General features: G+C 51.4%; 20 protein-coding genes, 1 rRNA gene, 1 riboswitch and 1 other annotated feature. Of the genes, 5 read left to right on the forward strand and 16 right to left on the reverse strand.

The window, feature by feature from the left end; all coding sequences use genetic code 11:
• A 16S ribosomal RNA gene (locus tag ACE5LO_RS22460) occupies positions 1–67 on the reverse strand; the annotation flags it as partial.
• A gap of 590 nt (positions 68–657) precedes the next feature.
• A complete protein-coding gene (locus ACE5LO_RS22465) occupies positions 658–2028 on the reverse strand; it encodes an NCS2 family permease (protein WP_375522200.1) in 1371 nt (456 codons plus the stop codon).
• Between the two features lie 160 nt (positions 2029–2188).
• Positions 2189–2288, reverse strand: a riboswitch (purine riboswitch).
• A gap of 252 nt (positions 2289–2540) precedes the next feature.
• On the opposite strand from ACE5LO_RS22465, the gene ACE5LO_RS22470 reads away from it, so the two are divergent.
• Positions 2541–3821 (forward strand): vWA domain-containing protein, encoded by a 1281-nt coding sequence (locus ACE5LO_RS22470; protein ID WP_375522201.1) that lies wholly within the window; start codon positions 2541–2543, stop codon positions 3819–3821.
• Between the two features lie 101 nt (positions 3822–3922).
• Here ACE5LO_RS22470 and guaA read toward each other — a convergent pair whose 3' ends face one another.
• On the reverse strand, positions 3923–5461 hold the full coding sequence (gene guaA / locus ACE5LO_RS22475) for a glutamine-hydrolyzing GMP synthase (RefSeq protein ID WP_375522202.1): 1539 nt from the start codon (positions 5459–5461) through the stop codon (positions 3923–3925).
• A 13-nt stretch (positions 5462–5474) separates the two neighbouring features.
• Positions 5475–6725: a polysaccharide deacetylase family protein gene (locus ACE5LO_RS22480; RefSeq protein WP_375522203.1), complete on the reverse strand. Its 1251-nt coding sequence runs from the start codon at positions 6723–6725 to the stop codon at positions 5475–5477.
• A gap of 195 nt (positions 6726–6920) precedes the next feature.
• Between ACE5LO_RS22480 and ACE5LO_RS22485 the strand changes: the two genes are divergently transcribed.
• The gene (locus ACE5LO_RS22485; RefSeq protein WP_375522204.1) at positions 6921–7571 is read left to right on the forward strand and encodes a DedA family protein; all 651 of its coding nucleotides are present in this window, start codon (positions 6921–6923) and stop codon (positions 7569–7571) included.
• A 58-nt stretch (positions 7572–7629) separates the two neighbouring features.
• Here ACE5LO_RS22485 and bcp read toward each other — a convergent pair whose 3' ends face one another.
• The 4 genes from bcp to ACE5LO_RS22505 are packed head-to-tail and all read right to left on the reverse strand — an operon-like array spanning position 7630 to position 10771.
• A complete protein-coding gene (gene bcp, locus ACE5LO_RS22490; protein ID WP_375522205.1) occupies positions 7630–8103 on the reverse strand; it encodes a thioredoxin-dependent thiol peroxidase in 474 nt (157 codons plus the stop codon).
• A gap of 41 nt (positions 8104–8144) precedes the next feature.
• Positions 8145–8933: an ABC transporter permease gene (locus tag ACE5LO_RS22495; RefSeq protein ID WP_375522206.1), complete on the reverse strand. Its 789-nt coding sequence runs from the start codon at positions 8931–8933 to the stop codon at positions 8145–8147.
• Positions 8934–8937: 4 nt separating this feature from the next.
• The gene (locus tag ACE5LO_RS22500) at positions 8938–9732 is read right to left on the reverse strand and encodes an ABC transporter permease (RefSeq protein ID WP_375522207.1); all 795 of its coding nucleotides are present in this window, start codon (positions 9730–9732) and stop codon (positions 8938–8940) included.
• Complete coding sequence (locus ACE5LO_RS22505) at positions 9725–10771, reverse strand: ABC transporter ATP-binding protein (RefSeq protein WP_375522208.1); 1047 nt, start codon at positions 10769–10771, stop codon at positions 9725–9727. Before ACE5LO_RS22505 ends, ACE5LO_RS22500 begins: the two co-directional genes overlap by 8 nt.
• 84 nt (positions 10772–10855) lie before the next feature.
• Between ACE5LO_RS22505 and ACE5LO_RS22510 the strand changes: the two genes are divergently transcribed.
• The 3 genes from ACE5LO_RS22510 (at position 10856) to trpS (ending at position 14955) form a co-directional block, all read left to right on the forward strand.
• Positions 10856–11938: an LCP family protein gene (locus tag ACE5LO_RS22510; protein WP_375522209.1), complete on the forward strand. Its 1083-nt coding sequence runs from the start codon at positions 10856–10858 to the stop codon at positions 11936–11938.
• Between the two features lie 181 nt (positions 11939–12119).
• Complete coding sequence (locus tag ACE5LO_RS22515) at positions 12120–13436, forward strand: glutamate-1-semialdehyde 2,1-aminomutase (RefSeq protein ID WP_375522241.1); 1317 nt, start codon at positions 12120–12122, stop codon at positions 13434–13436.
• A gap of 97 nt (positions 13437–13533) precedes the next feature.
• Positions 13534–13802 (forward strand) — a binding site (T-box leader).
• Positions 13803–13965: 163 nt separating this feature from the next.
• A complete protein-coding gene (gene trpS, locus ACE5LO_RS22520; protein ID WP_375522210.1) occupies positions 13966–14955 on the forward strand; it encodes a tryptophan--tRNA ligase in 990 nt (329 codons plus the stop codon).
• A gap of 314 nt (positions 14956–15269) precedes the next feature.
• Here the strand turns inward: trpS and ACE5LO_RS22525 are convergent, their stop codons facing one another.
• The 8 genes from ACE5LO_RS22525 to ACE5LO_RS22560 all read right to left on the reverse strand — a co-directional run bounded on the left by ACE5LO_RS22525 (position 15270) and on the right by ACE5LO_RS22560 (position 23396).
• Entirely contained in the window at positions 15270–16163 is an 894-nt protein-coding gene (locus ACE5LO_RS22525; RefSeq protein ID WP_375522211.1) for a class I SAM-dependent methyltransferase, read from the reverse strand.
• A gap of 136 nt (positions 16164–16299) precedes the next feature.
• Entirely contained in the window at positions 16300–16698 is a 399-nt protein-coding gene (locus tag ACE5LO_RS22530) for an RrF2 family transcriptional regulator (RefSeq protein WP_375357874.1), read from the reverse strand.
• 758 nt (positions 16699–17456) lie between these two features.
• Positions 17457–17855: a sensory rhodopsin transducer gene (locus ACE5LO_RS22535; protein WP_375522212.1), complete on the reverse strand. Its 399-nt coding sequence runs from the start codon at positions 17853–17855 to the stop codon at positions 17457–17459.
• 67 nt (positions 17856–17922) lie between these two features.
• Positions 17923–18957: a glycoside hydrolase family 88/105 protein gene (locus tag ACE5LO_RS22540; RefSeq protein WP_375522242.1), complete on the reverse strand. Its 1035-nt coding sequence runs from the start codon at positions 18955–18957 to the stop codon at positions 17923–17925.
• Between the two features lie 50 nt (positions 18958–19007).
• Positions 19008–20195: a rhamnogalacturonan acetylesterase gene (locus ACE5LO_RS22545; RefSeq protein WP_375522213.1), complete on the reverse strand. Its 1188-nt coding sequence runs from the start codon at positions 20193–20195 to the stop codon at positions 19008–19010.
• 6 nt (positions 20196–20201) lie between these two features.
• Positions 20202–21041 (reverse strand): carbohydrate ABC transporter permease, encoded by an 840-nt coding sequence (locus ACE5LO_RS22550; RefSeq protein WP_375357881.1) that lies wholly within the window; start codon positions 21039–21041, stop codon positions 20202–20204.
• Positions 21042–21044: 3 nt separating this feature from the next.
• The gene (locus ACE5LO_RS22555; RefSeq protein ID WP_375522214.1) at positions 21045–21947 is read right to left on the reverse strand and encodes a carbohydrate ABC transporter permease; all 903 of its coding nucleotides are present in this window, start codon (positions 21945–21947) and stop codon (positions 21045–21047) included.
• A 156-nt stretch (positions 21948–22103) separates the two neighbouring features.
• On the reverse strand, positions 22104–23396 hold the full coding sequence (locus tag ACE5LO_RS22560) for an ABC transporter substrate-binding protein (RefSeq protein ID WP_375522215.1): 1293 nt from the start codon (positions 23394–23396) through the stop codon (positions 22104–22106).
• Positions 23397–23398: the final 2 nt, after the last annotated feature.

The following is a 23398-nucleotide window of genomic DNA, read 5'->3' on the forward strand; positions in this document are numbered from 1 at the left end:
GCTCGACTTGCATGTATTAGGCACGCCGCCAGCGTTCGTCCTGAGCCAGGATCAAACTCTCCAATAAAGATCATCCAAAGGATGATCGTCTCTGCATTCCATTCGGTCCATCTCGTACAGAGCGGATGAATGGAACGCAGTCTATTGCAAAAGCGATTAAGCTCATTTGAATCTGACGAGATTTAATATCTCAATGATCCGCTCCGGTTTCCATACAGTCATAGACATGTAACACAAACCTTCGCGGGGCGATTTCACTTCGTGAAATCTACTCACTCGTTGTTCAGTTTTCAAAGATCAAACTTCGTTTGTTGCTTCAGATCATCGCGTCAGCAACTTTTATATCTTATCATCTCACGACCATTTTGGCAAGCACTTTTTTCAAAAGTTTTTTACCGAGCAATTTTCAATAGCTCATTTGGCCGGAATTAGAATATACCATGAATCCAATGAGCTGGCAAGAGAAAATTTAATATAATGTTTTACACCCAACTGCAGCGTGCTCGACTTAATTCTCTCCGTATAGTTAATACACTATTAAAACACTTTTGAAACACTATTGAAGTATCAGTGGAATGGGCCTAAATATGTTCTCGAATATAAAGAACCTCCGGTACAAGCACGCCCGGAGGTTTCTCTTAAGGTTGATTCAGTTTTTCATTCCGATCCCATGAACACAAAACGAATAATAACGATGACCGCAAGCACCCACATCAGCCAGTGTATCTTGACCTTGCGGCCTGCAAAGAGATTACCGGACAGAGCGAGAATCACATAAGTTAAAATTCCAGCTGAGATTCCGTTGGCAATACTGCCTGTGAACGGCATCAATACGATGGTCAGGAATGATGGAAATGCCAGCGTGAAGTCATCCCAATCGATTTTGCGCACCTGGCTTATCATCAGCACGCCGACAATAATGAGCGCAGGCGCAGTTGCAGCTGACGGCACGAGCAGGGCCAACGGAGAGATAAACAAGGCAAGCAGGAACAAAATGCCTGTGGTTACTGCGGTAAGACCTGTGCGTCCGCCTGCCTCAACACCGGAGGAGCTCTCAACGTAAGCCGTAATCGTACTTGTCCCGAGTACCGCGCCGGCGCTTACGCCTACCGCATCAACGAGCATCGCCTTACCGACTTTCTTCTCGCCCTCTGCTTTATTCTCCATTATTCCGGCACGTGTCGCCGTTCCCACCAGTGTGCCGAACGTATCGAACAACTCAACAAAAGTGAAGATGAAGATAATCTCAAACAAACCAAGATGCAAAGCCGACACCAGATCAAGCTGTCCGACCGCCAAGTTATTGAAGCTAGGGAACCAGCTTGCCCCGGAAAGGGAGCTCACGTTGGTTACCCCCATCGGGATGCCAATAATAGTTGTAGCGATAATCCCGATCAACAGAGCCCCTTTAACACGCAGCACCATCAGCACCGCGATAATCAGCAGGCCGATCAAAGCCAGCAGGGCGTCTTTTTGTACCAGCAGGTTGCCCAAAGTAAGGTTAAAGCCGGAGCCAGGGACACTGTGCGTAATATCCGTTCCCGGCGTAATGTTCACCATAACCAGATTGCAGAGCTTCAAACCAATAATGGTGATAAACAATCCGATTCCGACGGTAATCGCCATTTTCAGACTTTCAGGTACAGCCACCAGCAGCATCTGCCGCACTTTCGTCACTGTTAGGATGAGGAATATGATACCTGAAATGAAAACAGCACCAAGAGCCGCCTGCCACGTAATAGCTCCATTAGAGCTTAACACGACTGTCATAAAATAAGCGTTCAAGCCCATGCCAGGGGCCATGCCAATTGGCACATTTACGAAAAGGCCCATCAAAATCGTAATTAAGCCTGCGCCCACCGCTGTTGCAAAAAACACTGCCTCACCAGGCATTCCCGCACCGCTTGGTCCAAGGAAGATCGTGTTTACGACCAGGATATAAGCCATAGTCATAAATGTCGTAATGCCCGCAATGATTTCTGTGCGGACGTTGGTACCGTTCTCCTTTAATTTAAAGAAGCGATCCATTGTTCAAAACTCCCCTTTGATTAAAAGTTGTGAACGACAAAAAGACCCGGAAAGAATGGATTCCCCCAGGTCGTTGATGCACCGGCAGAGTGGCCTCCATTGCACTGCCGCTGCTCAAGGCAGCGAACAGCGTCGAGCCGGTAAGCGTCCAGCATACCGGATCAGTGAAGCCCTTCTTCGTAGCGAGATCATTACGGTGACCTTGTAGAGACTTCCGGGCCAATCCCCGGAATTATACGAAAGCATATCTTTATTATTGTCGTTCAATCAAGTTTGTATCATATTCGTATCGTTATTGTAGGCCGTGATTGGGCATATGTCAATAATAAAAACGAATGTTGTTTGTACGTTACTGATTTATTGTTCGGAAAATAAACTGAAAGCGCATTTTTTCTGCAAAATCCAATATCCGCAAGCAGGAAAAGGCGCAAAACAATTGACTTATGGAAACATTTGCCTCAGAATTCGAATAGACAGTATCAATCACCAGTTAGAGGAAGAGGCGAATCGCAATGTCAAATCCTATCGTCAGCCTGAATACAGGTCAGAACACCAGCCTTCATGCATCAACTCAATTGCAAATTACCATTCAATGTGCCTCAGCTCCGTCAGCACTTGATATCAGCTGCTTTATGGTAAACGAGAGCGGCAAAGTGCCATCGGACGACTATTTTGTTTTCTATAATCAGACTGCCGATCCGCAGCAAAGTGTGATTTTACAACAGATCAAAAAACTGAAATGTACTTTTTTTATTGATACGCATAAGCTTCGGCAGGCTCCTGTGGAAAAATGCGTTTTTACCGCTACCCTTGAAGGGGGGACCTTTGCCCTGGTGGAGAAATGCCAAGCCATTGTACAAGCAGGCTCCCAGCAGGTTACATATGAGATAACCCAAGCAACGCAAGAAACGGCCCTTATTTTCATTGAAATCTACAAGCACCGCGACGATCTCAAAGTACGGGCCATCGGGCGCGGATTTTTTGGAGGACTGAAGCCGCTTGCCGAATCATTTGGCGTTGAGGTGGAAGATCATGCTGCTGAAGTGGCTGCAACTGCGGCGGCACCTGTCGCCCCTGCCTCCGTTCCAAGTCCGAATCCTGCACCTGCACCCGTACCTGTGAATCTGAGCAAAATCGATCTGCTGAAACGAAAAGTAACACTCACTCTTGAGAAAAAGAAGATTGAGCCAATCAAAGCACGTGTGGCCGTTGTATTTGATGCGTCTGGCTCTATGTATAAACTATATCGCAATGGCACCGTGCAGGAAGCGTTTGAACGTATACTGGCGATTGCTGCGACATTTGATGATAACGGCGAACTGGATGTATGGTTTTTCGCCAAAGATTATTTGCGTGCACCGAGCGTTACAGCCAGGGATTTTGAAAATTACATTGCCCGTACATATACTTTAGGCAGTAAAGGCGGCACGAACAATGAGCCTCCGGTGATGGAGGATGTCATCCGCAAGTACACTGTGGAGGAGCCTAATCTGAGCATACCAACCTACATTATCTTTTTCAGCGACGGCGGGGTGAGTCAGAAAGGAAAAATCTCACGGCTTATTACCGAAAGCTCCACCAAAAATCTGTTCTGGCAGTTTGTCGGTCTGGGACAGGCCAATTACGGGGTGCTGCAAAATCTCGATGAAATGCCTGGGCGCTATATCGATAACGCTAATTTCTTTGCGCTGGACGATATTTCAGGTATTAGCGACGAGGAGTTATACGACCGGCTTCTCAATGAATTTCCAACATGGATCAAGGAAGCCCGTGCCAAAGGAATCTTGGCCTAGATATTGTATGAAACAACGAAGCAGGATTTCCTTCTAAAAAAACAAGACGCTACCAGTAAGCCTGGCAGCGTCTATTCGTTTCTTTTCGAATGGAGTCCAATTTATTCCCACTCAATGGTTGCTGGCGGCTTGGAGGTGATGTCGTAGACGACCCGGTTCACGTTATCTACTTCGTTTACAATGCGTACCGAGATTTTCTCCAGCACGTCCCAAGGGATACGTGCCCAGTCGGCGGTCATGCCATCGATGGAGGTTACGGCACGGATGCCGACGGTGTAAGAATACGTACGGGCATCGCCCATTACGCCGACGCTCTTCATATTCGGCAGTGCCGTGAAATACTGCCAAATTTCGCGGTCAAGTCCTGCTTTGGCAATCTCTTCGCGCAGGATGTAGTCCGAATCCCGGACGATGGTGAGCTTCTCCTCGGTTACTTCGCCGAGCACGCGAATTGCGAGACCCGGACCCGGGAATGGCTGACGCCATACGATTTCCGCCGGAAGACCGCATTCCTCGCCAACCTTGCGGACCTCGTCCTTGAACAAGGCGTTGAGCGGTTCGATGAGCTTGAACTTCATATCCTCAGGCAGCCCGCCAACATTGTGGTGGGACTTGATGGTTTGAGCCGTAGCCGTACCGCTTTCGACAATATCCGTATACAGTGTTCCCTGAGCCAGGAAATCAAAGTCGTCAAATTTCGCGGACTCTTCCTCAAAAACATAAATGAACTCGTTGCCGATCATTTTCCGCTTTTGCTCCGGATCGTCCACACCTGCCAGCTTGGACAAAAAGCGCTCACGGGCGTCGATTTTGACAACCTTCATGTCGAATTTACCGACAAATGTCTCCATAACACTCTCCGCTTCACCTTTACGAAGCAGACCGTGATCGATAAACATGCAGGTCAGCTGATCCCCGATCGCTTTGTGGATCAGCATGGCCACTACCGAGGAGTCCACGCCGCCGCTCAATGCGCACAATACCTTTTTATCCCCAACACGCTCGCGGATTTCCCGGATCTGATTCTCAATAAACGACTCCATCGTCCATTTGCCCTCACATCCACACACTTCATACAGGAAATTGCTGATCATCTCATTGCCGTTCACAGAGTGGCGCACTTCCGGATGGAACTGCACTGCATACAGCTTCCGTTCCTCATTGCTCATCGCGGCAATTGGCGCGCTTTCCGTACCTGCCTCCAGCTTGAAGCCTGCAGGCATTTCCGTAACATGGTCGCCATGGCTCATCCATACGGTTTGCAAGGAATCAAGCCCTTTGGCCAATGCGGCATCCTTGTTGAACTGCACATCCGCCTTGCCGTATTCACGCTTGTTTGCCCGCTCCACTTTGCCGTCAAGCTGCTGTGCCATCAGCTGCATACCGTAGCAGATCCCGAAAATCGGAATGTTCAGGTCATAAATCGCCTTGTCTACATGCGGAGCATTCTCAGCGTACACGCTGGAAGGCCCGCCGGAGAAAACGATCCCTTTGGGCGCAAGCTCGCGCAGCTTGTCCACCGGAGTATTGTAAGGGAGCAGCTCGCTGTACACACCGAGATCCCGAATTCTTCTTGCAATCAGCTGGTTGTATTGTCCCCCGAAATCGAGAACAACAACTATTTCATTAGGCTTATTCATTACCGTGCCTCCCTCAATTGTTGGATTCATTATACGCAACGACAATTCGGGACGTCAAGGAAGGCAGAAGTGCTTCTTGCAGTGCTTCTTGCAGTGCTTCTTGCACCGCTGTAACTCTGTATTCCGCATGAGTAAAGTACAGCTGATTAACCGGTTGTCTCGCCCACTCCAACAGGTCACGCAGCGGAACCTGAATAGTCCCGGCGCGGAGGGCGATATTGAGGGATCCAGATACGCACTGGTTCGCGTTGCTGCAGCTTGTCATTTTCCCCGTATCAGCATATACGCGCATCGTTCTGCCGTTCCAAACGGCTGACGCTGTTCTGGTGTCAGAATCCCAGGTCACTTTTCCACCCAGACGCTCGACTGCCGTCCGCAGCGGAACGATGATCTCTCCCCTGTCCAACTCGTATTCCCCGACAGCAAGTATGGATTCTGTATTGCCTATTTCAAGAACGAGCGGTTTTCTATCAGGAAAAAGCGCCGATTTATTGGGCAGAATATGCTTGGCAATCCAATTTGCATCCGGCGTTGGCCTCGAACTGGCCATTTTTTTCACCGGAGACTTCCAATTGGTTTGGTCAGGCCCAAGGATGCCGAAGGAATAGCCTGCTGCACGATATTTTTTTATAATGCCCGGAAGGGCCTTAACGGTCTCTCCCCGCGCACCCCCATCGTGCAGAAGCACAATCTTGTCCCCTGGATGCGCAATGGCTTGTACTGCCCCCGCCTCAATCTGGGCCGCCGGCACGCCGGTGTGCTTCGAATCGCCACTATCCACATTCCAGTCCACCACATTATATCCTGCCTGCTGCAGCAGGTCGAAATAAGCGTTGTCAAAATGCCCATAGGTCCCCCCAGGAGCTCTGACCAGCTGCGGACGATAGCCTGCAGCTTCATAAATAATATCCTCCGTCTGTTTGACCTGCTTCCAAAAGGTTTTAAAATCCCCGTACAATTCCTTATAGCTATGATTGTATGTATGATTTCCAAGGGCATGGCCTTCCGCCACAATACGCCGGATCAGCTCAGGGGAACGCTCTGCCTGCTGCCCCAATACAAAAAAGGTAGCCCGTACCTGGTTGCTTTTGAGAATATCCAGCACCTTTCCTGTATATTTTCCTGGACCATCATCAAATGTTAAATACACCGTCGGCGTATTTTGTTTTAATTGAACAGAACGTGCCGATGCTGCGAACGGAAGCACAGCTGTCAGCAGAAAAATTACGAGCATGCACACAGTCAGCTTCATTTTCATCTTCATATTCTCCTCCTACATTTCATAAACCCGGTGTATTTTGATAAAATCAAGGATATCCGCCGTCCGCGAATAGTTGCCACGATTCAGCCGACATGGGAACACTTTTCTAGGAATATAGTAAAGTATATGAAGCAAAGAATAGAAATAGACTAGAATTATATAATTTTATTTTTGCATATGAAGGCGGGAGTGAAAGCTATGGATGTGCTCGAATGGATCGGGCATTTATTTGAAAACTACGGGTATGGCGTGCTGTTCATCGGATTGCTGCTGGAGTTTATCGCCCTTCCTTTTCCCGGCGAGACGACCATGGCGTACTCCGGTTATCTCTCCTATACGGGCGCACTTAACTTTTATCTACTAATTGTTCTAGCATTTTGGGGCACAACCATCGGAATGACCATCACCTATTGGATTGGCCGCAAGGCCGGGCTGCCTTTCATTCTCCGTTTCGGCAAATGGGTGTTTTTAAAACCGGACAAGCTCGAGAAGACGCAAATATGGTTTCAAAAATACGGCAACTGGCTAATCTTTATCGGATACTTTATCCCGGGCGTGCGGCATTTCACAGGCTATTTCGCAGGCATTATCGCACTGCCCTTCCGCAAATTCGCAGCCTACGCCTACAGCGGCGCATTAGTCTGGGTCATTCTGTTCATCAGTATCGGCAAGATGTTCGGTCCGCAATGGGATGCGGTTTTTCATTTGGCCGAAACGTACGCTGTGCGGATTATCGCAATTGCGGGCGCAGCCATCGTGCTTATCGTCCTGTTCAGATACAGGAAACGTATATTCCGCCGCTTATCGCCTGTTAGGGTAAAAGGGAAGGAAAGTGGAAACACGGACTAAACAAAACACCCGTATTTACAGCGATCCGCTGCAAATACGGGTGTGAACCATGCAAGCTTTATTTATTATCCAGTTGGCGTATATACTCAAGCGCCTCTTCGATATGCCCCTTGACCCTCACCTTGCGCCATTCGCGCACCAGAGTACCGTTCTCGTCAATCAGGAACGTGGAACGCACGATGCCCATGAACTGTCTGCCGTACATTTGCTTTTGCTGCCATACCCCGTAGGCTTCGGAAACCTGATGGTCTTCATCCGCCAGCAGCTCAAACGGCAAGCCGTACTTGGCAATGAACTTCTCATGCTGCTTCAGCGGGTCGGCGCTGACACCCAGAATGACGGTATTCAGCCCGGCAAACTGCCCGTGATGATCACGGAAATCACAGGCCTGGGAAGTACAGGCTGCCGTCAGGTCTTTGGGATAAAAATAGAGCAGCACCCGCTTGCCACGGTAAGCGGATAGCTTCACATTTTTGCCGCCGCTGCCTGGAAGCTCGAAATCGGGGGCCACATGGCCGATCTCTGTCGTCATCTTTTTCACATCCGTTGTTATAAATTTAGTGAACTACCTCTTTAAGAGCCTGCTCCGCGGTAACGTCGCACTCCGTAGTTCCAGGCCGTCAAACCGATGGCCAGAAACACGGCTCCCATCACCGGGGTCAGAAGCGCCATTTGCCTCATTTCCTCCCTGCCCAGGAATAGCGATGCCGGATAGATCCCGACAAAGGCAAACGGAACGATCCATGTCAACAGCACCTGCAGCGCACGATTGTAGATCGTGATCGGATAACGTCCATAGCTCTGAATGTTGAACATCAGCGGTAAAATCCCCGTAGGCGCATCCGAGTAGAATGAAAGGGAAGTCAATGTCGTATAAATACCGGTATAAATAGCAACCGCGCTGAGGGTGAGCACAATTAACGCAGGGATGAACCACCATTCCCAAACGATATCGAGCTGCGCGCCGCTGATGCCCATAATGACAAGGCCGATCACCGAGCCGACCAGTGCAGGCGGGTCCACATTTTCCAGAAAAATCTGAAACAGATTATGCGCCGGCCGGGTCATGATCCGGTCCATCTCACCTTTTACGATATAACGTTCGCTAAAACCCCACAGGTTGATAAAGCAGCTGAAAATGCCATAAGGCACCATAAAATAACCATACACGAAGATAATCTCGCTGCGGCTCCAGCCACCCAGGCTGTCTGTATGCATGAACAGCACAAGAATAAAAATCAGATTGACCGCCTGGAACAGCAGATCAGACACGACCTCCACCCAAAAATCGGCGCGGTAGGTCATACGTGTCTTCATATAATTTTTCAGATATTCGCCCATCAGGCCCAAATAATATCTCATCCGCTCAACCTCCCTGAATGAACAGGCGTCGCCGCGCCATCCGCCAGATCAGCACCATCGGCACGAGCAGCACAGCAAACCACACAACCTGTATGCCAAGCACATGCCAGATGCCCACACCCTGAATGCGTCCCGTAAAGACCGAACCCGGCAGATAGGTAATGGCCTGAAAAGGCAGCCACTGCGAGAGCGCGGCCAGCCAGCCCGGAAAAAAGCTGATCGGCAGAATAAGGCCGGAAAACAGATCGACCACGACCCGCTTCATGCGCATCATACCCTCATTATTTTCCACAAAAAAGGCCGCCAGCCCTGTAATGACATTGATCTGGGAGTTGATGAGAAAGCTGAAAAACAGCATGACCAGAAAACCAATCCATGCCGCCGGATCGGACGGCAGCCGGATCGGGAACAGCAGCATTGCAATCGCCATGCCTGGAATCATGAAGAGCAGAAAGCGGAACATGCCCTCGCCGAGCCCCTGCATCATTTTCACCAGCACATAGTTATAAGGCCTGATGATCTGAATAGCGATATTTCCGTCCCGGATGTCTGTCGAAATTTCCCTGTCCAGGTTGTTGAAGTAAAAGGCCCGCGCCATCCAGGATACCGCCACATAGGTCGTCATCTGCATGCTTGTGAAACCGCCGATGCTGTCCCCTTCCCCGTATATCGCCATGTACGTGAAGTAATATACGCCGATATTCAGCGTATAGATCAAAATACCGGAGTAATAGTTCACCCGATAAGCCAGCATCGTCAAAAACCGGATACGGATAAAATCACCGTAAGCGCTAAGCATGGGCGTCTGCCCCCTCAAGCACCTTTTCCCCATCCTTGCGCTCGGCTGAACCGGACTGATAAATGCTGCGGACGATATCATCGGTATTCGTTTCAATGATCTTGATATCGGTAATATCCGTACGCCCGACCACACTCGCCAGCACGTCGGATACGTTCAGTTCAAGCGGAATCCACACCTTGGCCTCAAGGTCGTTCTCGGCCGACCACTGCAAGGGCATGCCGGCTGTCCACTGCTCCAGCAGCGTTTTGGCCGTAGGCTTTCCGAACTGAAAATGAACTTCCCGCCCGGTGCCCCATCTGGCTTTCAGCTCATCCAGTCCGCCATCATAAATAATCCGCCCGTCATCCAGCATAATGACACGCGAGCATAACGCTTCGATGTCCTGCAGATCGTGAGTCGTCAGCAAAATCGTCGTGCCATGCTCACGGTTCATATCCTTCAGAAACTCGCGGATTTCGGATTTCACGACGATGTCGAGGCCGATGGTCGGCTCATCCAGAAACACGATCGCCGGGTTATGCAGCAGCGCAGCCACCAGCTCACAGCGCATCCGCTGACCGAGGCTCAGTTTGCGTACGGGACGGTTCAGCAGTTCCTGCAGCTGCAGACGCTCCACCAGTTCATCCAGCCGCCGTTTGAAATCGGCTTCCGGCACCTGATACACCTTACGCAGCAACTGGAACGATTCAATGACGCCGATATCCCACCAAAGCTGGCTGCGCTGGCCGAAGACTACCCCGATATTGCGGACGAATTTCTCGCGCTCCTCGTAAGGCACATAACCGCCCACCTTCAAGCGCCCGGAGGTCGGGACCAATATTCCTGTCAGCATCTTGATGGTTGTCGATTTCCCGGCCCCGTTCTCGCCGATGTAACCGCAAATTTCGCCTTGCGGAATCTGAAAGGAAATATCTTTGACAGCCGCTACCTCCCGGTATTCACGCTTAAATAAATCAAGAAAGGCACCCTTCAGACCTTCACGGTTTTTCTGGACTTGAAACGTTTTACGCAAATCTTCTACATCTATCGCTAGCATAAATTTACCTCGCTGTAAAATTGATTGTGGCCCAAAAAGAAATTATAATGTAATGAATTGAAAAGCGAAAGGGAGAAGCTCATTATGACCAGGAAGACCAAAAGGACGATCTGGACCTTCGTAGCCATAATTTTGGCGTCGGTTATCGGCTTTTCGGCCTATTATTTTACTTCTATTTATAACCAACTGGATCAGCTGCAAAAGACAGGGGAGGCTTCCCCATTCCGCAACATTGAGAAAGTAGACAAGACGATAACTCCCGACCCGCCCAAATGGGAAGGCACCGAGCCGGTGAACATTTTGCTGATGGGTGTCGATGCGCGCGGAACAAGTAAAGGTGAAGTTCCACGTTCCGACAGTATGATGGTAGTCTCGCTGGACCCGGAGCAGAAGAAAATCCGCCTCTTTTCCCTTCTCCGTGACACCTATACGGAGATTCCCGGTTATGGCACCAACCGGATCAACACAGCCATCACCCATGGCCCGAATACAGCGATGCAGGCGGCAAGCGACCTGCTGGGCATTCCGGTGCAATACTATGTATATACCGATTTTCAAGGTTTTATCAAGCTGGTGGATGCCATCGGCGGTGTGGATTTTGAAGTGGAAAAGGATATGCTCTATACGAGCAAGGCGGACAATCACGAATACGATATTGATCTGAAGCAGGGAATGCAGCATCTGGATGGAGCAACAGCGCTGCAATACGTCCGTTTCCGCCATGACGCCCTCTCAGACTATTCCCGCACCAGTCGCCAGCGCGAATTCCTGGAAGCCGTTGCCGACAAAATGCAGACAACTACAACGTTAGCCAAGCTGCCGAGCATTATGGAGCAGGTTAATCCGTATATTGACACCAACCTGAACGTTACCGATATGCTGAAGCTGGCCGGTGTTGGATATCAGAGCAGCTTTACGGGCAGCGAACAAGTGCCCCCTATGAACTTGCTCAATGAAGAGCGAATCGGTGGCGCCGCCGTACTGACAGTCAAGAATTCCGATAAATTGAAAGAGTATGTGCAGGAGCTCATGAACACCATACCTTCGTCAGGTGAGGCGGAAAGCGGGCAAGACGACACGTCAGGCAGCTCCTCCACAGTAGACACAGATGCGAATCCCTCCTCTACGGAGAGCGGCAGCAGCGGTTCAAGCGGAAGAGAGCTTTAAGCTGAAGGCAGCCTGCGGGCTGCTTTTTTGCTTTGGCTATATGTTCGAACTCCGATCTTCATCTTCCACGGTTTCCGGCATATAGGATATATCACGTTATGAGGAAGGATAGTCTGGTATAATGAACAGGTATGCTGTTTAAATGTCTCTTTTATTATGTCAAGAAAGGAATTTACATATGATGAACCGGAAAATATCTGAAACGTTGTACCAGGAAGCTCTTGAACATATTGTCGGAGGCGTGAACAGCCCTTCCCGCTCTTTCAAGGCGGTAGGCGGCGGAGCTCCCGTATTCATGGAGAAGGCGCAGGGCGCCCACTTCTGGGATGCGGACGGCAATAAGTATATCGACTATCTGGCTGCCTATGGCCCCATCATTACCGGCCACGCCCATCCCCATATTACCCAGGCCATTGCCGAAGCCGCTGCCAATGGAGTGCTGTACGGGACGCCGACCGCGCTGGAAATCAAGCTGGCCCGCATGCTGAAGGAAGCCATTCCTTCCATGGACAAGGTTCGCTTCGTCAACTCCGGCACCGAGGCGGTCATGACCACGATCCGCGTGGCGCGTGCCTATACGAAACGCAACAAAATCATTAAGTTTGCGGGCTGTTACCACGGTCATTCCGATCTCGTGCTCGTAGCCGCAGGCTCGGGACCTTCCACGCTGGGCATTCCGGACAGCGCCGGCATTCCCGCCAGCATCGCTAATGAGGTGATTACCGTTCCCTTCAATGATCTGGACAGTCTGCGTCAAGCGCTGGAGCATTGGGGCGAGGACATCGCGGCAGTAATGGTTGAACCGATTGTGGGCAATTTCGGCATGGTCATGCCGCAGCCCGGCTTCCTGGAAGGGCTGTGCGGCATGGCCCGCTCCAACGGTTCACTCGTCATTTACGATGAGGTCATCACCGCCTTCCGCTTCCATTACGGTTCCACCCAAACCTATGCGGGCCTGGACAACATGGACGCTATTCAGCCAGATTTGACGGCACTGGGCAAAATCATCGGTGGCGGACTGCCGATTGGCGCCTACGGTGGCAGCAAGCAGGTGATGGAGCAGGTAGCACCGCTCGGCCCGGCCTACCAGGCAGGCACGATGGCAGGCAACCCGGCCTCCATCTCGGCAGGCATCGCCTGCCTGGAGGTGCTGCAGGGTGCAGGGGTGTACGAGGAAATGGAGCGGCTGGCCGTGAAGCTTACCAGTGGACTGCAGGCTGCTGCAGAGCACCATGGGGTGCCTTTGACGATCAACCGGATTCGCGGGGCGTTCTCGACCCACTTCTGCGACCACCCGGTGACGAACTATGAGGAAGCACAGGATACGAACGGCGAGGCGTTCGCCGCCTTCTTCCGCCATATGCTGGACCGCGGCATCAATCTGGCCCCTTCCAAGTATGAGGCATGGTTCCTGACAACTGCCCATACGGACGCCGACATTGACGCAACACTGGAAGCGGCCGACGAGTCGCTCCGCCTTGTGGCGCAAGGGAAGTAAGCAATTTTTTTTGGACTAAGCGCCATTAAAAAACAGCACCAGACTGAAAATCCTGAGTGGATAAAAAGATCGGATCAGGATATACTGGAAGAAATTACGTGCAGCGATGATGAAGAGAAGTAGGTGCGGGAAGGATCTGCAGAGAGCCGGCGGAAGGTGCGAGCCGGTGTTCCGCCTGTATTGAAATGGGCTTCGGAGCTCCAAGCTGAACAGCTGCTTCCGGCAGCAGTAGGTGAGGCGGGATCGTCCACCCGTTAACAAGGGACATGGTATCGGCGAATCCGGCAGGTTTCTCCCGTACCCGCGAGCGGACTGCTCCGGCAGTCAAGCAAGGTGGCACCACGAAGCGAAGGCTTCGTCCTTGGAGTCGTGTTATTTTCACATGAAAATGACACGCTCAGGGACGGAGTCTTTTTGGCATTGGATGCACACCGGGAACAGCGGCAAATGACTTGAAAGGAGGTGGTGGCCATGGAGGATGGCTGGTGGTGGAAATTGATCACAAATATCCATTCAAGGAGGAATTGCAATGACAAGCGATATTATTCTGACCGGAGACCGGACGACCGGCAAGCTTCACCTTGGCCACTATGTGGGAAGCCTGCGCAGCCGCGTCGAGCTTCAGCATGTATACCCTACTTTCATTCTGCTCGCCGATGTGCAGGCGCTGACTACGCATTTCGAACATCCCCGGCTGATTGCGGACAGTGTGAGACAGGTCGCACTCGATTATTTGTCCATCGGGATTGATCCCGAGCGGGCCACCCTGTTCATCCAGTCCATGATTCCGGAAATTGCGGAGCTGACCCAATATTTCTCCATGTTCGTTACCGTCAATTCCTTACGTCACAATCCAACGGTGAAGAGTGAGGCCAAGGAACGCGGCTATAATGACTTGTATTACGGATTCCTGGGCTATCCGGTGAGCCAGGCGGCAGACATCGCCTTCTGCAAGGCAACCCTTGTTCCGGCGGGGGAAGATCAGATTCCGCATATTGAGCAGGCTCGTAAAATAGTACGCCGCTTCAACGAGCTTTACCGGCCTGTGTTCAAGGAGCCCCGCATTCTGATTGGCGGCAGGCTGACTGGTCTGGACGGAGGCAGTAAGATGAGCAAAAGCCTGGGCAACGCCTTATACCTTGACTCTTCCCGTGAAGAGGTTGAGCTGAAGCTGGCCAAGGCCAAGACGGACCCCGCGCGCGTTCGAAAGGATGATCCGGGCCATCCCGATATCTGCCCGGTATACGAATATCACCGCCACTTTAGACCGGAGCAATGCGCAGACATTCATAAGCTGTGCTCCAAAGGCGCGATCGGCTGCACGGACTGCAAAAGGCTTGCCACCCAAGCGGTAAATGAACTGCTGGAGCCGCTCCGGGAGCGGCGAGGCACCTTTGCAGGGAGAATGAAGCATATCGATGAAATCCTGGTGGAAGGCACACGCAAAGCGCGCGCCGCTGCCCGCGAGACGATGCTCGAGGTGCGGGAGGCAATGGGAATCAACTATTTCGGGGATTGAAACCGCCTGAGTTATTTAATGAAAAAATTCAAGGTCTGCCCCAGAGGTTATACAGTGCCTTGGGCAGACCTTTTCCTATTCAGGACAATGAGCGACATTTACAAAAAGGACAGGGAAGCCCTTATTGTTATGAAATAAGGCATATTTCACCCACACCCGGACTGAGTTGCAGTTATATGCGGAAATATCTGCTGTTCGTTAACTGTTTTAGGCGAATAAGATCTTTCCTGTCCGCAAACTTAATTTTATTAGCGAAATTTCGCAAATAACGCCCCTACAGTCCGTAACACCTATGGTTGTTGGGCTAACTTCTTTTATCCCTGTTTACTGTACATATTTTGATCACGGGTTTGAATCAGCACTTTGCCGAAACGCCCTCCCTGCTGGAAAACCACCTTGTTGTCAGGATAAGTCTGGTGCAAATAGTCTGTAACGATGCCCAGGGCACGCTGGTCATCAGGCTGCTGCTGTACACGGAGCATGGCCATCACTTCATGAACAGCCTCTTCAATGGACTTTTCAACGGTTTTCATTTCCCGGGTAACAAGCGATGTATAGGAATAACCTTTCAGGTACAGAAGCTGCAGCAAGTAATACATCTCTGAATTAGCATGCTCTCTTCTCCGGCCCGTAATAAGCGGTATGATTGCATCCAGCAGTCCATGCTCAGTGCCGCCTGCTGACAGGCTGATATAACAGAAGCGGCTGGCACAGCTGATCAGGTTCTCTACACTTTGCCAATCCCTGACCGCCGGGGACATGGAGGCAAATACGATATCAAATGCATTCCTCCAGCCCGCAGCTTCAAGATCAAGCGCTTCAAAGGTCTCCCGCACCAGCCGTACATTCCCGGAATCCAGCCTGCCCGCATTTTCCAGCAGCAAATCAGACAACGGGACGTTTGGCTCCACTGCAGTGACCTTCGCTCCACGCTCGGCAAAAGGAATCGCGAAGCCGCCCGACGCCGCACCTACATCCAGCACGGAAGCTCCCGCAAAATTAACACCTTGATTCTCCAGCCAGCCGATAATCCTCTCTGTTCTCCGAACCCCCTCCTCGCTGAACACCTGCTTGTTAAATTCCTTGGCCTTGTGATCAAAGCTGTGAGCGGGATCAAGACCCGCTTTTTCCATCCGATTAGCAAATGTGTGTGGATCGTTCTTCCAGGCTTCCTCCCAAAATCGCGGGTCTAGCGTATCCATCGTCATCAAAGTCATCCTTTCTGTATTTGAGTTTGTATTCATCGAAATCCAGTTAAGCTCATCCTTCTAGCAAAACAATCTCTAGTAAAGGTTATAACAGACTCTTTATATCCACAATACAGCCAATGAAAACGGCGGATGACTATTCCGCCTTCATTCGTTTCGCCACATCAGCGATTTTCTTGTTGCCCAGAAACTGCTCCAACTGCTGCTCGGCTTCGACCACCACCTGCTGAACGAGACATTCGCTGCCGTGATCCAGGCTGCATTCAAACATGGAGGCTGTTCCTTCGATCGCATGAATCACGTCCAAAAAAGAAATATCTTCATAGCTGCGCCGCAGCCGGTACCCGCCGTTTGCACCTGAAACGGATTGAATCAGCCCGGCTTTGACCAGCTTGGTCAGCATTTTGGACAGATAGGTTTGGGAAACGCCCATCTTCTCGGCCAAAACCGCTACCCCCACAGGCTTATCCGGTGCGGCAGCCACCAGATAGAGCATCGCATGCAGCGCATAGTCGGTTGCTTGTGAATATTTCATGAAGTCACACCTTTATTCAAGACTTAACGAGTCTATAATAACGCTATTCATTCACATTATCAAGTATCTAATTTGAAAAGTAAATTTTCACAGCTTCTTATAATACTGAATCAAGAACCGTTGAAACTCCTGTGCGGCAAGTGACAAGTAACGATTTTCGCATGAAGCTATAGTGAACGTGCGCTGCGCCCCCGGAATTTACAGCTCATTTAATTGAATTTGCCGATTGCGACGGTCGAACAGCGAGTCTGGTAGTCAGAGTGAGGTTAGTGTGTTGTCTGGTGCCTTTCCATACAGCTTTGCACGATTATCCCCTTTGCTCAGAATGCGGGAGTTGAGGGTTGGGGGGGCTAGGGGAAGAAACGATGTGGCAAAAGTTGCTGTACATGGGCGTGACGATTCCGGTGATCCCCTACGCCGACTGATTGTGCGCCTCAATGGTCTTGAATCGCGTAACCACAGGCATGTTCGTGCCTCATTTGATCCGTTATTTTCTTTAACGTGCCTAAAGTATTTTTGGCCTCAGGGTCGTTTTTTTTTTGCATCTGATCCAACGGGATAATCGTGCAAAGCCACCGGACAGCGAGTGCACATGCCTTGCCACGATCGGAAACAAATGGAGGCAGAAGTACACTTCCTCCTCCTGCCGATGACCGTTTAGGCGGACTCTTTGCCTGACAAATTGACTAAATAGAAAAGGGAGCCTCTGGCCAATGGACCTTATGGGGCTCCCCTCAAGCTTTTGCAGCTATATTGTTTCACTTGTCCGCCGGGTAAGCCATCACGCTCATCAAGGCCAGCTCCGGCTGGGTCGTGTCGAGCCTGCTGTACTGAACGAACACCGGCACATCGCTTTCAACGGTGATCGCGTAAGGCACTCCCTCCGGAATCCGTTCGCCGCCCTTCTCCAACGAAGTAGTGCGGATATGGCGGGTACGCCTTCCCTCAACGATCTCCTTAATTCCTTCCAGCGGTTCACGGTCCTCGAAATAAATATGAATCCGCAGTTGTGCCGCCGCCTCTCCGCAGTTCAGCACACAGATGCTCTCATGACTGACCAGCTCCCCGCTGCTGTCTGGCGGAATGTAACCGTCGGGAATGACCCAGAAGCAGCTTCCCTGGTTTTGGGTCTGTTTGTTCAACGCTCCACCATTCATGCTTCAACCTCCTGACCGAAAACTTTGCATTACCCAAAAACCCGTCCGTCATGCAAATCCCCAGTCATTATCCAAAAGGATTTTCCTTCGTGCGCAGCAGCTCCGCCAGAAATGCCAGCGCAAGCCCCTGACCCCAACCTTGAATCCGCTTGTAAGGAACCTCACGGTAACCGTCGATATCGTTCATAACAGCTGTACCTGCCGACACGCCTGTGACCGTGCCGTCTTCCTTGATGCGGGACAGAATGCCGTCAATAGCCTTCTGTGAATATTTATTGTAGAGCCGGCCCTGCATCAGCAGCGCCGTTGCAATACCCGCTGAGCCCGACGTTTCCAGATAGGAGGTTTCGTCATCCAGAACCGTATACCACAGCCCTTCCGGCGACTGCAGACGGACAAGGGCGCTCATTTGATCGCGCAGAGAACCGGCGATGATCATATAGGACGGATGCTGCACCTCGATCAGCTTCAACGCTTTGGCCATCGTCAAGGACGCCCAGGAGTTGCCGCGCGCCCAATACATGCCAGACATATGATTCTGGTTCACATGATCCCAGCCATGATAATACAGATTCGTATCCGGGTCCTGCAGAAATTCCTCGTGGCCGTGATACTGCTTCAGACCATCGTTGAAGTATTCCTTATTATCCAGCAAATGGCCGATTCTGAGCAGGTAATACCCAGCCATAAACATCGTATCCACCCAGGCCTGCTGCGGAAATACGTCATGCAGCGAATTGACGGTATGCTGGAAAATGCCGTCCGCGAACCGCTCCGCCTTGTGGGCCAAAAATTCCGCCATTTCCTTGGCAATATTCAGATATGTCTCATCATTGGTCGCCTGATACAGCGTCAGCAGACAGTGCCCGATAGACACCCCGTTCACCGACAGCTTTGGCAGCCCTTCCTCGATATTTTCATCCACCCAGGCCTTCAGCTTGTGCAGGTATTCCTCCTTCCCCGTGGCATCATAGGCCTCGCATACCCCGTAAAATGCCACTCCGCCGGGCCAGTCCCAGCTGAAATCCATATTGAAGGTCCTCTCGACTACCCGATCAATGACCTGTCTTACGTGCTCCTCATCAAAAACAAGTGCCGGCATTTCTAACAGCTCCTCCCGATCATTAATTTGCATCAGTGCACTACTCCCCGTTATCTCAAATACATCAGCAAAGGCTGAAGCTGAAGCTCACGAACAGCTTCCACCACCAGCTCCGCAATCCTGCCCGCACCCGTCTCCTGAAAATGGGTGTTATCCTCCGTCCCGGCGGGGAAATTTAGATATTCTCCCGGCAGCGTCCACATAAACAGCTCCTTGCTGTCTTCCGGGCCCGCGTTTTCCAGCAGTACACGTGTCTTCTCCGCCAGATCGATCAGCGGCACGCCGCATTCCACGGCCAATTCACGCACAGCTGGAATGTACTCCCCATGCGTGTCCAGCAGCCGTCCCACTTCGTCAAAATATCTCCGCTGCACCGGTGTAATCAGCACCGGCTGGGCCTTCACCGACCGAGCAGCATCAATGTACCTGCGCAAATATTCCTTATACGTCGTATGCGCATCCGTGCCCCGCTGCGGATCGGCCTTCTCGTCGTTGTGCCCGAACTGGATCAGCAGAAAATCGCCCGCCTTCATACGGGTCATCAGCGCGTCCAGCCGGCCCTCTTCAATAAAGCTGCGGGAGCTCCTGCCTGAAACCGCGTGATTATCCACACATACATCATGCTTGAACAAAGCGGGCAGCATCTGTCCCCAGCCTGCGTACGGATAACCGGAAGCAGGCTGATCTGTAACGGTAGAGTCACCAGCCAGAAAAAGGGTCAGCGTCTGCGGTACCGAAGCAATCTCCAGCGCATTCACACGCGGCGTCTTGCCCGAAAAGGCCAACCGCAGCATGCCCCCGTATACAGGAACGGAGAAGCGGTGCTCTACGAATTGCCCTGCAGCCGTCCGGATTAGCGGCAGCATGCGCTTGCTGCCCCCCGCTTTGACCACCGTATGCGTATCTGCCAGCTCATCTCCGGTCAGCATGGTCACCATATAAGTGCCATCCGGCAGATCAGCACGGAAAACGGCGCCAAGCGGGATGCAGAAGCTGCTCCGCAGACGTACCACAACAGCATCTCCCGACGGAACAGCAATACCACCTGCTTCTTCTGCCTTTCCACCGTCTTCCTGCAGACGCCGATCCCGGCCATAGACACTGCCGCCAGCTTCAAAGCCATACCCTTTATCTGCATCATACCGGCAATCCAAGCCAACAGGCGTATAACCTTCTGCTGCATCACCCGGCCCGAAATCGAACCTCCAGCCTTCCGCCCGGCTCAGCTCCTGATCCATATTCGATCACCCCTTCAACCCGCTGGTGCTCATTCCTTCAACGATCTGCTTCTGGAATAAGAAAAATACGACAATGACCGGAACCAGACTTACGATGGACATGGCGAACATCCCGCCCCAGTTCGAGGCCGCTTCACTGTCGAGGAACATTTTCAGCGCCATGGATACCGTGTATTTTTCCGGAGAGTTCAGATAGAGCACAGGTCCCAGCAGGTCCTCCCATCTCCAGTAGAAGGAAAAGATAGCCGCTGTAGCGAGTGACGATTTCAGCAAGGGCAAAATAATTTGCGCATACAGCCGGAATTTGCCGCACCCATCAATGGTAGCCGCCTCATCCAGTTCGCTTGGGATCGTACGGATGAACTGAATCATCAGGAAGATGAAGAACGGCATCCCGAAAAAGGCAGGCACAACAATGGGCAGGATCGTATTCAGCCAGCCCAGCTTGGAAAAGATGATATACTGCGGCACCAGTACCACATCATGCGGCAGCATCAGGGTCACCATCATGAGCGCAAACCAGAAGTTTCGCCCCCGGAAACGGAGACGGGCAAAACCGAATGCAATCAGGGAAGAGGATATGACCGCCCCGATGGTCGAAATGACAACTAGCACAAGCGAGTTATAAATATACTTGCCAAAGCTGTAACCGGAGACGCCCTGCCAGCCAATCGGGTAATTCTCCCACTTCCATTCTGTAGGCCACAGCGTACCTGCCGTAACGAAAATGGTGCGGCTTTCCTTGAATGAACTGAACAGCATCCAGATCACCGGATAGAGCATCGCTATGGCCAGCGCGGCTACAAGCACATGGTAAAGAGGCCATTTGACCGTTTTCCAGACCATAATTTAGCGTCCCCTTTCCGCTTCGTAGAACACCCAATATTTAGAGGTTATAAACAGAATAACCGTCAAAATCCCAATAATGATCAGCATCATCCAGGCCATCGCGGAGGCATAGCCCATATTGTTAAACATGAACGCCTGACGGAACAGATACAACGAATAGAGCATCGTGCCGTCCAGCGGGCCGCCTTCGCCTTTGGAAATGATATATGCGGGCACAAAGGTCATGAAGGCGCTAATGGTCTGCATGATCAGGTTGAACAGAATGATCGGGCTGAGCAAGGGCAGTGTGATGCTGAAAAACTTGCGCACAGGACTGGCGCCGTCCACACTGGAGGCTTCATACATCTCGTGAGGAATGTTTTTCAGTCCTGCAAGAAAGATAAGCATGGAGGAACCGAACTGCCATACAGACAGCGCAATCAGCATGACCAGGGCGGCGTCAGGATCCCCGAACCAGCGCACAGGTCCCGCCCCGAACAGGGCGAGCAGCTTGTTGATCACACCTTCGTTGCTGAAAATATTCCGCCACATAATGGACACGGCCACGCTGCCCCCGATAATGGAAGGCAGGTAATACATGGTCCGGTAGGCCCCTACCATGCGTGACTTCGTATTCAGAATCATGGCAATGAACAAAGCAAAGATCAGCCTTAAAGGCACCCCGAGAAATACGTAAGTAAAAGTAACTCTAATAGAAGTCCAATATTTCGGATCGCCTGTAAACATTTTTTCGTAATTGTCCAGCCCTATCCAGCGGGGCGAGGTGAACAGATTGTAGCTCGTAAAGGAAAGATACAGTGAAATGAACATGGGAATGAACGTAAAAGCCAGAAAGCCGATGATGAACGGGCTGATAAAAGCGTACCCCGTCAAATCCGCCCTGAGCGTAGACTTCAGCCTCAAAAGGATCAACCTCCTTAAATGCGTCCGGCTCCCCGCGTAAGCCGGGCACACGGTATATCACGCTGTTCGTACGGCGGGCGCATAAGGGACAGGCAACGGACACCTGTCCCCAAGACCTGCCCTTTATGCGGAGCCGTGCTTTTTTTATCCGTCCGACTACATATTGTTCGCCAGGATACCGTTCGCGTCGGCACGGAATCGGGCTGCCGCATCCTCAGGCTTCATCTGCCCGAAGTTAACCTGTTCCACATAGTCCGTCAGGGCCGCGATCACTTCAGGCGATCCGACCGGAGGCGGAGGACTCATCGGTGAAGCCTTTGGCTCCATGGCAGCGACAAAATCAAATACCTGCTGTGTCTGTTCACTCAGCTCAGGCGCGATCGCTTCCTTGATCTTGCTGGAGATCGGCACGCCCCGTTCACCCTTGATCAGCTTGTTGGCTTCCGGATCATTGATGAAGAAGTCGATAAACTTGGCTGCCTCTTCCTTCACCTTGGAGCTTGAGGCAATGGACCAGTACATCGATGGCTGCATGTAGATCCCCTTTTCCATGTCGGGACCGAACATCGGAGCCAGCTCCATCGGTTTGTTGGCCACCTGCTGCAATGCCACATATTGGTTGGACCACTGCCATTCGCCGATGCCTTTGCCCTTCACAATCTGGTTCTCTTCGAGAATGCCTTTGGTCTGGCTTGTAATTTCCGGTGATGGTGTACCGCCGCTCTTAATGTTTTCAGCCATAGCCCCGAAGAAATCTGCGAACAGCTGGTCGTCATCATATCCCAGCGCGTTGCCTTCCGCATTGTACAGTGAGAGCCCTTTGGTGCGGAGGAAGTAATTAAAGAAAATATCCGCCTGCATACCATTGTCGAAATAGACACCTTTTGCCCCTGCCTGTTTGTTCAGTTCATTGTACTGATCCCAGGTCCAGTTCTCTGGAATGTCCAACCCGGTCTCCTTCAGCTTGGCCGGATCATATTGATATCCCAGCACATTAACTCCGGTAGGAATTCCATACTGCTTGCCTTCAACGATGCCTGTTTTCAGGACGTTTTCTGCTACATCTCCAAGCTGGACCGATTGGTTTACATAAGGCCCCAGATCCTCAAGCTGACCGTTTTTCGCATACTGGGTAATGTAAGACACGTCCATCTGGATGATATCAGGCAGCTGATTGGCTGCCGCCTGTGGCGCGAGCTTTTTCCAGTAGTCGTCGAACAAGGCGTATTCCACGTCGATTTTCACATTTGGATGCTTTTGCTTATACAGGTCGATGACCTGCTGTGTGTATTCATTGCGTTTATCCGACCCCCACCACGCAATCCGCAGTGTAACCTGTCCATCGCCTGAACTTTGTCCGGTATTATTGCCGCTTCCTCCTCCGCCGCTGCAGGCTGCAGTCAGCATGAGCATGAGAACCATGACCACCAAGAGACTCTTTTTCTTCATGT

The organism is Paenibacillus medicaginis, assembly GCF_042138635.1.
Lineage (GTDB): Bacteria > Bacillota > Bacilli > Paenibacillales > Paenibacillaceae > Paenibacillus > Paenibacillus medicaginis.